At 71.3% G+C, this 12571-nt stretch carries 11 protein-coding genes and 1 tRNA gene; 3 read left to right on the plus strand and 9 right to left on the minus strand.

Annotated elements, in window-relative coordinates; all coding sequences use genetic code 11:
* Positions 1-48 precede the first annotated feature (48 nt).
* Entirely contained in the window at positions 49-1476 is a 1428-nt protein-coding gene (locus ACYVJ3_RS14915; RefSeq protein WP_460853847.1) for a sensor histidine kinase, read from the minus strand.
* The gene (locus tag ACYVJ3_RS14920) at positions 1473-2183 is read right to left on the minus strand and encodes a response regulator transcription factor (RefSeq protein WP_460853848.1); all 711 of its coding nucleotides are present in this window, start codon (positions 2181-2183) and stop codon (positions 1473-1475) included. The genes ACYVJ3_RS14915 and ACYVJ3_RS14920 overlap by 4 nt, the downstream gene beginning before the upstream one ends.
* A gap of 120 nt (positions 2184-2303) precedes the next feature.
* Between ACYVJ3_RS14920 and ACYVJ3_RS14925 the strand changes: the two genes are divergently transcribed.
* Positions 2304-2639 carry a hypothetical protein gene (locus ACYVJ3_RS14925; protein ID WP_460853849.1) on the plus strand — a complete coding sequence of 112 codons (336 nt, stop codon included), beginning with the start codon at positions 2304-2306 and terminating at the stop codon, positions 2637-2639.
* A gap of 42 nt (positions 2640-2681) precedes the next feature.
* Here the strand turns inward: ACYVJ3_RS14925 and ACYVJ3_RS14930 are convergent.
* Positions 2682-2757: transfer RNA gene (locus ACYVJ3_RS14930), tRNA-Asn, on the minus strand.
* Between the two features lie 83 nt (positions 2758-2840).
* Positions 2841-4739, minus strand: a complete 1899-nt coding sequence (gene dnaG / locus ACYVJ3_RS14935) for a DNA primase (RefSeq protein WP_460853850.1) — start codon at positions 4737-4739, stop codon at positions 2841-2843.
* Positions 4740-4923: 184 nt separating this feature from the next.
* Here dnaG and ACYVJ3_RS14940 point away from each other — a divergent pair, with 184 nt between their 5' ends.
* Entirely contained in the window at positions 4924-5721 is a 798-nt protein-coding gene (locus ACYVJ3_RS14940; RefSeq protein ID WP_460853851.1) for a L,D-transpeptidase, read from the plus strand.
* Positions 5722-5809: 88 nt separating this feature from the next.
* Positions 5810-6730, plus strand: a complete 921-nt coding sequence (locus tag ACYVJ3_RS14945; RefSeq protein WP_460853852.1) for a choice-of-anchor P family protein — start codon at positions 5810-5812, stop codon at positions 6728-6730.
* A gap of 76 nt (positions 6731-6806) precedes the next feature.
* Here the strand turns inward: ACYVJ3_RS14945 and ACYVJ3_RS14950 are convergent, their stop codons facing one another.
* The 5 genes from ACYVJ3_RS14950 to ACYVJ3_RS14970 form a co-directional block, all read right to left on the minus strand.
* On the minus strand, positions 6807-8027 hold the full coding sequence (locus ACYVJ3_RS14950) for a deoxyguanosinetriphosphate triphosphohydrolase (RefSeq protein ID WP_460853853.1): 1221 nt from the start codon (positions 8025-8027) through the stop codon (positions 6807-6809).
* A 281-nt stretch (positions 8028-8308) separates the two neighbouring features.
* Entirely contained in the window at positions 8309-9121 is an 813-nt protein-coding gene (locus ACYVJ3_RS14955; RefSeq protein WP_460853854.1) for a hypothetical protein, read from the minus strand.
* Between the two features lie 187 nt (positions 9122-9308).
* A complete protein-coding gene (gene dusB, locus ACYVJ3_RS14960) occupies positions 9309-10433 on the minus strand; it encodes a tRNA dihydrouridine synthase DusB (protein WP_460853855.1) in 1125 nt (374 codons plus the stop codon).
* The gene (locus ACYVJ3_RS14965; protein WP_460853856.1) at positions 10430-11149 is read right to left on the minus strand and encodes a hypothetical protein; all 720 of its coding nucleotides are present in this window, start codon (positions 11147-11149) and stop codon (positions 10430-10432) included. Before ACYVJ3_RS14965 ends, dusB begins: the two co-directional genes overlap by 4 nt.
* Positions 11150-11153: 4 nt before the next feature.
* Positions 11154-12563 (minus strand): glycine--tRNA ligase, encoded by a 1410-nt coding sequence (locus ACYVJ3_RS14970; protein WP_460853857.1) that lies wholly within the window; start codon positions 12561-12563, stop codon positions 11154-11156.
* Between the last annotated feature and the right edge of the window lie 8 nt (positions 12564-12571).

Here is a 12571-nt window from a genome sequence, read left to right on the forward strand (position 1 = left end):
GAGGACGACGCTCGCGGGTCGGCCTGTGCGACCACCCGGACCGACCTGTCAGCCGGCTGTGACCGTGTCGCTGCCCGTGGGCGCGGCCGGCGGCAGCGCGACCTCGAAGCGGGTGTCGCCCGGCACGCTGGCCAGGCGGACGGTGCCGCCGTGGGCGCGCACGATGGCGTCGACGAGCGCAAGGCCGAGCCCGGCACCACCGGTGCGTTGGCGGCCCACGTCGGCGCGGCTGAAGCGCTGGAAGGCGACCGCGGCCAGCTCCGGCGGGAGGCCCGGGCCGTGGTCCCGCACCTCGAACCCGGAAGGGGTCACGCGGGCGACGACCGACGTGCCCGGTGGCGTGTGCTTGCGGGCGTTGGTGAGCAGGTTGGTGACGACCTGGTGGAGGCGCCCGGCATCGCCGTTGACGAGGGCCGGCTGGTCGGGCAGCTCGACGCTCCACTGGTGGCCGGGGCCGACGACACGGGCGTCGTCGACCGCGTCGGTCACCAGCCGTGCGAGATCCACCCGGCCCTGCTCGAGCGGCCGGCCGGCGTCGAGGCGGGCCAGCAGCAGCAGGTCCTCGACCAGGCCGGTCATCCGCCGCGACTCCTCGTCGACCTTGCTCAGCGCGACGTCGACCGCCTCGGGGTGCTTGCGGGCCAGCTCGGTGTAGCCCGCGATCGTGGTCAGCGGGGTGCGCAGCTCGTGCGAGGCGTCCGCCACGAACTGGCGCACCTGCTGCTCGCTGCGGTGGCGGGCGTCGAGGGACGACTCGACGTGCTCGAGCAGCGTGTTGAGCGCGGCGCCGACCTGCCCCGCCTCCGTGCGCGGGTCGGTGAGGTGGCCCGGCACCCGTTCCGTGATCGCGATCTCGCCCGCTGACAGGGGCAGCTCGGCCACCGCGTGCGCGGTGCTCGCGACCTCGCGGAGGGGCCGGAGCTGGCGGCGTACGACGGCGGTGCCGACCAGACCTGCGGCGACCACGCCGAGCAGGGTGAGCGCGAGCTCCCACCAGACCAGGTTCTCGACGGTGGAGTCGACGTCCGCGGTCGGCAGGCCTACCACGATCACGCCGGCGCGGTAGCCGCCGGTCGTCTGGTCCGGGATGGTCGCCGGCTGCGCGGCGACGCGGTAGCTGCCGTGGTCGGGCACGTCGACCGTGTGCAGCTGCCCGTCGTCCGGTACGGCGTCGATCCCGGCAACGGCATCCGTGCCGAGGGTCTCCTGGTCGCCCGGGTAGCGCCCCTCGACGACAGCACGGTCCCCGGTGGCGGATGCGGTGCCCTTGAAGACGATCAGCGTCCCGGGACCGAACGTGTCCGGGCCGCCCGTCGGCCCGTGGGTCAGGTCACGCACGTCGCTGTCGAGCTGGTTGCTGAGCTGGTGGTCGATGGCGACCGTCGTGACGGTGCCGATCAGGATCGACACCAGCGCGACGAGGGCCACTGCCGTGAGCACCAGGCGCGAGGTCAGCGTGGAGAAGAAGCGCCTCATGGAGCCGGCTTGAGGACGTAGCCGGCGCCGCGCCTGGTGTGGATCATCGGCTCACGGCCGGCGTCGATCTTCTTGCGCAGGTAGGAGATGTAGAGCTCGACCACGTTGCCCTGGCCGCCGAAGTCGTAGGCCCAGACGCGGTCGAGGATCTGCGCCTTGCTCAGCACGCGACGGGGGTTGCGCATCAGGAAGCGCAGCAGCTCGAACTCCGTTGCCGTGAGGCTGATCGGGTCGCCGGCTCGCGTCACCTCCCGGCTGTCCTCCTCCATGACCAGGTCGCCGACGGCGAGCACGTCACCGGCCGCCTCGGCGGCCAGCCCTGCCCGGCGTACGAGACCGCGCAGACGCGCCACGACCTCCTCGAGCGAGAACGGCTTGACGACGTAGTCGTCGCCGCCCGCCGTGAGCCCCGCGATGCGGTCCTCGACGGCATCGCGCGCGGTGAGGAAGAGGACGGGGAGGTGCGGGGCGAAGGCGCGCACCCGGCGCAGCACCTCGAGGCCGTCGAAGTCGGGCAGCATCATGTCGAGCACGACGACGTCGGGCTGCTGCGCCTTGGCGGCGCGTACGGCGGCCGCGCCGGTGTGGGCGGTGTCGACGTCCCAGCGCTCGTAGCGCAGCGCCATCGCCAGCAGCTCGGCGATGTTCACCTCGTCGTCGACGACGAGCGCGCGCAGGGGACGCCCGTCCGGGCCGGTGTCGCTCACGTGCCAGATCCTGTCGTCGTTTGCTGTGCGGTTCCTGTGAATGCGCTGGGAATCAGCCTCAAAGGCGACGCACAGGTACGCCGCAGCGCCGGCACAGCCGGTCGGCGCAGTCTCGGTCGCATGACCGATGACAACACTCCGGACCCGATCGCCGCACCCGTCGCCGACGAGGTGCCGGCACCGGCCCCTGCACCTGCGCCGCCGGAGGCACCGCGGCTCACGTGGCGCGACCGTGCCTACCGCTTCCGCTCGATCCTGGCCGTCGGCGCCGCCGGCCTGATCATCGGTGGATCGGCCGGCGGCGGCGTGACCGCGCTCCTCTCCGACCACCACGACCAGGCCCGCTTCGATCGCGCGCGCTTCGGCCCCGGCATGCCGCCTGGGGGCTTCCCGGCCGGCCCGGGGATGTCGGGCCAGCAGGGATCGGGCCAGCAGGGATCGGGCCAGTCCGGCTGACATGCACGAGGCCCGGACCTCGTGAGAGATCCGGGCCTCGGGTGGCTCCTCCAATTGGACTCGAACCAATAACCTGCCGATTAACAGTCGGCTGCTCTGCCAATTGAGCTATGGAGGAAGGTGCTCCTCGACCTCGCGGTCGAGTGCCCGCAAAGATTAGCAACACCGATCCGGGCGGCCGAAATCGGGCCGCGCGCTCGGTCAGGCCAGGCCGGTGATGCGGTTGCGCAGGGTCCGGCGGCCCTGCTCGAGGGCCGAGACCTCCGCCAGGATCCCCATCAGCTCGGGGCTGTTGGGGTCGGTGCGCTGGAGCCGCGACTTGGCGTCCGCGATGCGCCGCAGGGCACTCAGCTCGAGCAGCCGGAACACGTTGGAGGCGACGTACGCCGAGTCCGCCTCGCGCGCCGGGAGCGGCTCGACGCCCAGCGCGCTGATGGTGGCGGCGAGCACGGGATCGGTCGCCTGCTCACGGATCCGGCCGCCCCAGCCGGGGTCGCCGTCGCCGGCGGCGGGACCGCCGGCGGCCATCACCAGCTGCCAGACGGCGCGGTAGGTCGGGTGGGTGAAGTCCTCGGGGGCGATCTGGGCGGTGGTGCGGCCGATCGCCAGCGGGTGCTGCAGCACCACCTTGAGCGTCTCGCGCTCGACCGAGAGCCGCGGGTCGCGCGGGTCGGGCATCGGCAGGGTCCTGGGGGCGGGCGGCGTGTCGGTCGCCTCCGGCGCTGAGGGCGTACGTCGCTCCTGCCGAGCTGGACCACGATCGTCGCCTGCCTTGCCCCGAGCGGCGGCCCTGCGTACCTCGCCTCGGGCCTGGTCGGGGTCGACCCCGACGAGGGCGGCGAGCTCGCGTGCGAACGCCTCGACCTTCGCGTTGTCGCGCACGCTGGCCACCAGCCGCGCGCCGGCGCGCAGGGCGTCGATGCGACCGTCAGCGCGGTCGAGGTCGAACTTCTTGATCTCGGTCTCGAGCGCGAAGCGGTAGAGCGGGGTGCGACCCGCGATGAGCTGGCGGACGGCCTCGTCACCGTCCTTGATCCGCAGCTCGCAGGGGTCCTGGCCGTCCGGGGCCACCGCGATGTAGGTCTGGGCCACGAAGCGCTGGTCGCCCTGGAACGCCTTGAGCGCGGCCTTCTGACCGGCCGAGTCGCCGTCGAAGGTGAACACGACCTCGCCCCGTGAGTTGTCGTGGTCGTCGATGAAGCGCCGCACGATGCGAGCGTGGTCGTCGCCGAACGCGGTGCCGCAGGTGGCCACGGCCGTCCCGACGCCGGACAGGTGACAGGCCATCACGTCGGTGTAGCCCTCGACCACCACGACCTGGGAGGTGCGCGCCATCTCGCGGCGGGCCAGGTCGATGCCGTAGAGGACGTGGCTCTTCTTGTAGATCGGCGTCTCGGCGGTGTTGAGGTACTTGGCCTCGATCCGGTCGTCGTCGAAGAGCCGGCGCGCGCCGAAGCCGATCGTCTCGCCCGACGCCTCGCGGATCGGCCACAGCAGCCGCGAGCGGAACTTGTCGTAGCCCGAGTTGCCGATCAACCCGCCGACCGTCATCTCCTCCACGGTGAAGCCCTTGCTGCGGAGGTGGTTGTTGAGGGCGCGGCCGTCACGGGGCGCGAAGCCGATCCCGAACAGCTGCGCCGCGGCCTGGTCGAACCCGCGCTCGTCGAGGAACCGGCGCGCGACGATCGCGTCCGGCGTACGGAGCTGGGCGGCGTAGAACTCCTGAGCGGCGGCGTGCGCCTCGATCAGCCGGCGCCGCGGCGGCCCCTTCGGCCGGTCGCTGTTGAAGTCGCCCTCCTCGCGGCGCAGCTCGATGCCCGCCTTGTCGGCGAGCCGCTCGACCGCCTCGGTGAAGGAGAGCCCGTCGATCTTCATCACGAAGCTGATGACGTCGCCGCCCTCACCGCAGCCGAAGCAGTGGTAGAAGTTCCGGGACGTGTTGATGTGGAACGACGGCGACTTCTCGTCGTGGAAGGGGCACAGCCCCTTCTGGGAACCGCCGCCGGCGTTGCGGAGCGTGACGTACGCCGAGACGACCTCGTCGATCCGGGCCTGCTCGCGGACGGTCGCGATGTCCTCGTCCCGAATTCGGCCTGCCACGCGGCGATCCTATGGCGGGGTCCCGCCGCGGGCGAGCGGTGCCCATCCGCGGCTTCGGCCCGGAAGCAGGTGCCACCCCTTGATTCCGATATTCTCCGCGCGTGACGGCGCGCACATCGCGTCGTTGTCCACAGTGACGCGCGAGGGTTGCGCCGCTGGATCCGGGGGGGAAGGGAGCACGACCATGGCTGAGCTGTCGCCTCGTCGTTCCTCCTGGCCCGTCGCCCTCGTCGTCGCCCTGCTCGCCTGCGCGGGTGTGGTCGTCGGCCTGCGCTCGCTGCACGCCCACGACGACAAGCGGCCCGTCGCGGCGTCGTACAACCTGGCCAAGCTGCCGAAGAGCACCACCGACACCCGGCTGCGGCACGCGCCGCGCGACAAGGACCAGTCGATGGCGCCGAACGGCTCCGTGGTCCACCCGACGGAGCCGATCCCGCTCTTCACTGCACCGCGCGGCAGGGCGTTCGCCAAGATCGAGCCGAAGCAGTTCGGTGGCGACACCTGGCTGCCCGTCGTGGCGCACGCCGGCCGCTGGCTCCAGGTGCTGCTGCCGTCGCGACCCAACGGCTCGACCGGCTGGGTCCAGGCCGGGATGGTCGACCACGCGACCACGAAATACCAGATCCAGGTGCACCTCGCGAGCCGCCAGCTGATCCTGTTCGACAACGGTGCCCAGGTCGGTGCCTGGTCGGTCGCCGTGGGCGCGCCTGCCACCCCGACCCCGACCGGCCGGACCTTCCTGCTCGGCCAGATCGTCGACGACGCGCAGTCCTACTCGCCGGTCATCCTGCCGCTCGGGGCCCACAGCCAGACCCTCGACACCTTCGGTGGCGGGCCCGGCACGGTGGCGATCCACGGGTGGACCGATCCCTCCGTCTTCGGCCAGGCCGTCTCCCACGGCTGCGTCCGCGTGCCCGCGGACGCGCTGGACCGCCTGCGCGGCGTACCGCTGGGAACAGCGGTCCTCATCACCAACACCTAATTTTCGGGCACGAGATTGTGCCCGAGTTCCGCAGCAAAAGCCTGTAACACCACGTACCGTGCACCTCGTGAAGGAAAAGGGGAACCCCATGAAGTTGAAGCGTCAGCTCGCGGCTGTCGGCGGAGCGCTCGCGCTCGTCGCCGGTGGCACGTCTGTCGCGCTGATCGGTGGCATGTCCACCAGCAGCGCGGCCGAGGTCCCGTCCTCGGCATTCGGCCTCCAGTCGACGGGGCTCATCCCGATCGACAAGACGCCCACGGTCACCTCGACCGACGGCAAGCTCGTCACCGACTCCCTGGTCAGCCTTCCGAGCAACCCGCTTCTCAGCGGCGGCGTGATCAACGTCCAGGCGCAGAACGACAGCGCCGAGGCGGACGTCGCGAGCCTCGACGTCGGCGGCGGCCTGCTCAGCCAGATCCCCGGCCTCAGCACCCAGCTCGCGCCCGTGTGCAGCGCGCTCAAGCAGGTCTCCCTCACACAGCTCCAGGGCGCGGTCAACCAGGTCGGCGGCCTGATCGACACCGGCGCGCTGGGCACCCTGCTCAACCAGGTCAGCGGCGGCACCGGCATCGACCTCAGCGCCGTCACTGCCATCGACCTGAGCAACCTGCTGCCGGCCGACCTGTCCGGCCTGTGCGACGCGCTCTCCGGCAAGACCGGCCTGCTGCACGTCGGTGCGGTGACGACCGAGTGCCACGGCACGAACGGCAACTACACCGGCTCGCTCAGCGTCGCCGACCCGACCGTCCTCGGTCTCCCGATCAACATCGACACCAGCAAGCCGAACTCCAAGGTCGAGGTTCCCGGCGTCGCGACCATCACGGTCCGCCGCGAGACCTCGAACCCGAACGGCTCGTTCACCGTCGACGGCCTGGTCATCAACCTGCTCGGCCAGGTGGAGATCACCCTGACCTCCGCCACCTGCGGTCACATCACGCAGCGCGTGACGCCGACCACCAACGCTCCGTCCCCGACGCCGGTCCACACCCGGGCCCCGGTCACCGGCTGACGCAGCCACCGCACGGTACGCCGAACGGCCGCCGACTCCCTCGGGAGTCGGCGGCCGTTCGCATGCCAGGGCCGCCTCAACGGCAGAGGCGCCGGTACCAGCTGACCGCACTGGCATCGGTGAGCCCGGCCACCTGGTCGATCACGACCCGGAGCCGGCCACCGTCGTCGGGAGCCGCGATCCAGTCGGCGGCGTACGCCTGGTCCAGGGCATCGCTCCCCCGCTCCTGGAGCGTCGAGACCAGCTCGGTGAGCAGCTCGCGTTGGTGGTCCTGCAGCGTCACCCGCGCCTGGTCCTGCATGACGTAGTGGGCGGCGATGCCCTTGAGCAGGGTGATCTCGGCCCAGGTCTGCTCAGGGACGACGAGGCCCGCGCCGTAGCGGACGAACGGACCATCGCTCTCGGCCCACGTCGCCTGCTGCACCGCGCCGCAGAAGCGCCCGATCAGGTCGCTGGTGAGGTTCTTGAGCGCTGCCAGGCTGCTCCGGGCGCCGTCGTACGCCGACGCAGGCCAGCTGCCGACACCCCGCAGCCGGTCCAGTGCCTCACGCATGGCCTCGGCATCGGCGGCGTACCAGGAGATCGCGGTCTCGAGCACCGCGTCCTCGTCGAGCGCGAGCAGGTCGATCTTGCCGGCCACGATCCCGTCCTCGACGTCGTGGACGGAGTAGGCCACGTCGTCGGCCAGGTCCATCACCTGTGCCTCGACGCACTGCTCGTGCACCGGGGCACCCTCACGCGCCCAGGTGAAGGCGGGCAGGTCGTCGGCGTAGACGCCGAACTTGGAGCTGCCGGCGTCCGGACCCTCGCCGCGCGCCCAGGGGTACTTGGTGCAGGCGTCGAGGGTCGCGCGCGTGAGGTTGAGACCGGCCGAGGGAGTCTTGGACTCCAGCCGGGTCAGCAGCCGCAGCGTCTGGGCGTTGCCCTCGAACCCGCCGATGCCGGCGGCGAGGTTGTTCAGCGCGCGCTCCCCGTTGTGGCCGAACGGCGGGTGCCCGAGGTCGTGCGCGAGCGCGGCGGTCTCGGCGATGTCGGGGTGGGTGCCGAGCGCCCGCGACAGGTCGCGCGCGATCTGGGCGACCTCGAGGCTGTGCGTCAGCCGGTTGCGGACGAAGTCGTCGCTCTCGGGCCCGAGCACCTGGGTCTTGGCCGCGAGCCGCCGGAACGAGGCCGCGTGCACCACCCGCGCGCGATCACGCTCGAAGGCCAGCCGCTCCGGCGCGTCGACCCGCTTCGGCGGCTCCGGCACGATGCGCTCGCGCGCATGCTCGTCGTACAGCCGCTCCACGGGATCCACGTCGGCGACCCTATCGCCAGCGGTGGTTTCGATGCGCCGCCTCGCTAGCGCTCGGCAGCTACTCAACCACCGGACGGCCTGTCGGCCGCCAGCCGCCAGCCGCCAGCGAACCTCGACCACCGCGGCGGCCAACCGCGGTGAACTGGCGCGGCAGCGCGGCGCGGCGGGCGCCGGTTGCCGAGCTTGGGCGACGAGGGAGCGGAGGAAGCGAGGAACGAGCGCCCGGAGCGAGCGAGTCACCCAAGTGAGGCAAGGCGCCCAAAGCCGCGACGCGCTCGCGCTCAGTTCACGGCAAAGTGCACGTGGTCCATGTGGTTCGCGGTGGCGCCGCCGCGGTTGGGCATCAGCCGCCAGCCCTCGGAGGCACGGACCGGGGTCCAGATGTGCTGCTCCCAGATGATGTCGTAGAGGTTGAGCTCGGCGGCGTGGGCCTGCAGGAAGTCGGCGATGCGCTGGCCGAGGGCCGCGTCGGTGTAGACCATCGCGTCGACGGCGTGACCGGTGTTGTGCTCCTCGCGGGGGCCGAGGCCGCCGTACGTCGAGACCTGGCCGGGGAAGGCGTTGCAGACGGCCTCGTAGGCACGGATCATGTCCGGCACCAGGCCGCGGGTGACGCCCATGTCGCCGCACGGGGAGAAGTCCAGGCCCATGGTGGCCGGGTCGGCTGCCGGCAACTTGTCGGCGAGGTAGCCCTTGGTGACCCAGACGAGGTTGCCGCCGACGAGGATCTGGATCCGGTCGCCGTCGATCGCGCCGCTGGTCTGGATCTTCTTGCGGGCGTCGATCTCGCCGACCTTGGAGCCACCGCGGGGGCGGGTCCACAGGTTGAGGGAGTCGGTCGTCCACTTCTGCTCGAGCGGACGGAGCGCCGGGCGCGCCACGGGGCGCTGCGCACTGCGCGAGATCGTCTGCGGGCGGGTGGCGGCGCTCAGGTCGGCGGCGCTGTGGTCGACGGCGACGATGTTCTCGCCGGCACCCGAACCGAGGACTCCGAAGGCGACGGCGACGCCGGTCGCCAGGACTGCGAGGGGGCCTGCGATGAACGCTGCCCGGGGCCTGCGTCGCGTGGTGTCTCGCTTGTGGCTGTTGGCCACGGCGCCGATTCCTTTGCTTTCGCGGATGCTGTCTCGGTGGACCGGACGGTGGGGATAGGCCCGCCCGGGCCGGGAACTTCTCGTCCGGGAGGCGGTCAGCCCACCGAACTGATCAACGAGATTGACACACGATCGCGGTGTGTCCGAATCGCGACACGGCTCTCAGCTCGTGGCGCTGCTCACCCGCTCAGCCTCCGGTGGTCTCGGAGACGTCCTCGGTGAGGTGGATCTGCGACCCGTCGGCGTCGTCGAGCCAGCCCTCCGGGAGCACGACCTTCGAGCGCGGTGCGCCCTGCCGGCCGCGCGGGGCGCCGAGCTCGGAGACCGGGAACGGCGCGCTGTGGTCGAGGCTGTCGAGCAGGTCGTCGAGGGTCGCCAGCGAGTCGATCAGGCCGAGGGTGCGGCGCATGTCGCCGCCCGCGGGGAAGCCCTTGAGGTACCAGGCGACGTGCTTGCGGAACTCCTTGCAGCCCCGCTCCTCCCCCATGTGCTCGCTGAGCAACTCGGCGTGGCGGCGCATCATCACGGCGACCTCGCCGAGGTTCGGGAGCGCGGTCTGCGGCTCGCCGTTGAAGGCGGCCGCGAGGTCGGCGAACAGCCACGGACGCCCCAGGCAGCCGCGGCCGATGACCACGCCGTCCACGCCGGTCTCCTCGACCATCCGCAGCGCGTCAGCGGCCTCCCAGATGTCGCCGTTGCCGAGCACCGGGATGTCGACCGACGCCTTGAGCTCGGCGATCGCCTCCCAGTCGGCGTTGCCGGAGTAGGCCTGCGACACCGTGCGGCCGTGCAGCGCGATCGCGGCGCAACCGGCCTCCTGCGCGAGCCGGCCGGCGTCGAGGTAGGTCAGGTGGTCGTCGTCGATGCCCTTGCGGGTCTTCATCGTGACGGGGACGTCGTACGGCGCCGCCGCGGCGACCGCCTGCTCCAGGATCCGGCCGAGCAGGCCGCGCTTCCACGGCAGAGCGCCGCCGCCGCCCTTGCGGGTGACCTTGGGGACCGGGCAGCCGAAGTTGAGGTCGACGTGGCGGACGTCGTACTCCTCGCAGAGGATGGTGACCGCCTTGGCGACGTACGTCGGATCCGTGCCGTAGAGCTGCACGCTGCGCACCGACTCGAGCTCGTCGAAGACGAGCATCCGCTTGGTGGTCTCGTCGCCCTCGACCAGCCCGCGCGAGGTGATCATCTCGCAGACGTAGAGACCCGCACCGTGCTCGGCGCAGAGCCGCCGGAACGCCGCGTTGGTCACGCCCGCCATCGGCGCGAGGACGACCGGCGTGGCGACCTCGAGCGAGCCGAGGCGCAGCGTCACTGCTTCTTCCCGGACTTCTGGGTGGTCTTCTTGCCGGCCTTCTTGCCCGCCTTGGCGGTCGGCTTCGGCTTGGGCGGGATGATCTTGTCGCTCGGCTTGCCTGTCCACGTCACCGGCTTGAGCGGGGTGTTGTCCTGCTGCAGGTTGAAGGCGATCGAGGCGAGGTCGTGGCCGGGCGAGATCGCGTAGACGAAGCACAGCTCGGCGATCGCGCCCGGGGCGAACGGCTTGGGCAGCACGCTCGGGTGGCACGGCACGAAGGTCCGCTGGGCGAACGGCTGGGCGGAGGTGAAGCGCCCGCCGTCGTCCTGGCCGTAGAGCGGAACCGGCAGGCCGCCGAGGTCGGTGTCGGAGACGTTCTTGACCGTCACCCGGGCGAAGTACGGCGTGGTGGCCGCCATGTCCTTGCCCACCGCCCAGCCCTGGAAGGACCTGTCGTAGGTGGTGCGCTCGATGCGGCGTACGCGCAGGTCCAGGACGGCGACCGAGTTCTGGCGCGGCCGCCAGGCGACCACCGCGTGCTGCCCGACCCGGAGGGCCGTGCCGGGCGCGGTGAGCGCCACCCCATCGGGGACGGGGAGGTACGGCGGCACCGTCGGCGAGGCACTCGCGGCGGGCTTCTTGTGGCTCGGTCCGGAGCCGCAGCCGGCCGCGCCCGTCGCCAGCACGGCGACGACGAGGGCGGCGACGATGCGGGAGACGGGACGACGGCTCATGGCGTCAGCACCCCAGGAATCGCTCGGCGAAGTAGGCCGAGATCTTGTCGAGCGCCACGCGCTCCTGGCTCATCGAGTCGCGCTCGCGGACGGTGACGGCGTCGTCCTCGAGGGTGTCGAAGTCGACGGTCACGCAGTACGGCGTACCGATCTCGTCCTGGCGGCGGTAGCGGCGGCCGATCGCGCCGGAGTCGTCGAAGTCGACGTTCCAGCTCCTGCGCAGCTCGGCGGCCAGGTCCTTGGCCTTGGGCGAGAGGTCGGCGTTGCGGCTCAGCGGCAGCACCGCGACCTTGACCGGCGCCAGGCGGGGGTCGAGACGCAGCACGGTCCGCTTGTCGACGCCACCCTTGGTGTTGGGCGCCTCGTCCTCGACGTAGGCGTCGACCAGGAACGTCATCAGGCTTCGCGAGAGGCCGGCTGCCGGCTCGATGACGTACGGCGTGTAGCGCTCGTTGTTGGCCTGGTCGAAGTAGCGCAGGTCCTGGCCGGAGTGCTCGGCGTGGGTGGAGAGGTCGAAGTCGGTGCGGTTGGCCACGCCCTCGAGCTCGCCCCACTCGGAGCCGGCGAAGTTGAAGCGGTACTCGATGTCGACGGTGCGCTTGGAGTAGTGGCTCAGCTTCTCCTTGGCGTGCTCGTAGAGCCGGAGGTTCTCCGGGTCAATGCCGAGGTCGACGTACCACTGGAAGCGGGTGTCGATCCAGTACTGGTGCCACTCCTCGTCCTCACCCGGCTTGACGAAGAACTCCATCTCCATCTGCTCGAACTCGCGGGTGCGGAAGATGAAGTTGCCGGGGGTGATCTCGTTGCGGAAGCTCTTGCCCATCTGGGCGATGCCGAACGGGGGCTTCATCCGCTGGCTGGTGACCACGTTGGCGAAGTTGAGGAAGATGCCCTGCGCGGTCTCGGGGCGCAGGTAGTGCAGGCCCGACTCGTCCTCGGTGACGCCGAGGTGGGTCTTGAGCATGCCGGAGAACTGCTTGGGCTCGGTCCAGGAGCCGCGGGCGCCGCAGTTGGCGCAGGCGATGTCGCTGAGCGGGACGGAGTCGGGGTCGATCGTCGTGTCGCGGGTCGACTTCTTCTCGGCGTACGCCTCCTGCAGGTGGTCGGCGCGGTAGCGCTTGTGGCAGGACTGGCACTCGGTCAGCGGGTCGTTGAACGTCGCGACGTGGCCGGAGGCCTCCCACGTCTGGCGCGGCAGGATGATGGAGGAGTCGAGGCCGACGACGTCGTCGCGGCTCTGCACCATCGAGCGCCACCACTGGCGCTTGATGTTCTCCTTGAGCTCCACGCCGAGCGGGCCGTAGTCCCAGGCGGAGCGGGTGCCGCCGTAGATCTCGCCACAGGGGTAGACGAATCCGCGGCGCTTGGCCAGGGAGACGACGTTGTCGACGGTGGACGGCGGGGGCTTGGCCACGGAGAATC

The organism is Nocardioides montaniterrae, assembly GCF_054782655.1.

What these genes read in the sequence shown, in the direction of transcription:
- ACYVJ3_RS14945 (WP_460853852.1), top strand. Translation starts at nt 5,810, where the DNA reads ATGAAGTTGAAGCGTCAGCTCGCGGCTGTCGGCGGAGCGCTCGCGCTC.
- ACYVJ3_RS14925 (WP_460853849.1), top strand. Translation starts at nt 2,304, where the DNA reads ATGACCGATGACAACACTCCGGACCCGATCGCCGCACCCGTCGCCGAC.
- ACYVJ3_RS14940 (WP_460853851.1), top strand. Translation starts at nt 4,924, where the DNA reads ATGGCTGAGCTGTCGCCTCGTCGTTCCTCCTGGCCCGTCGCCCTCGTC.
- ACYVJ3_RS14965 (WP_460853856.1), bottom strand. Translation starts at nt 11,149, where the DNA reads ATGAGCCGTCGTCCCGTCTCCCGCATCGTCGCCGCCCTCGTCGTCGCC.
- ACYVJ3_RS14915 (WP_460853847.1), bottom strand. Translation starts at nt 1,476, where the DNA reads ATGAGGCGCTTCTTCTCCACGCTGACCTCGCGCCTGGTGCTCACGGCA.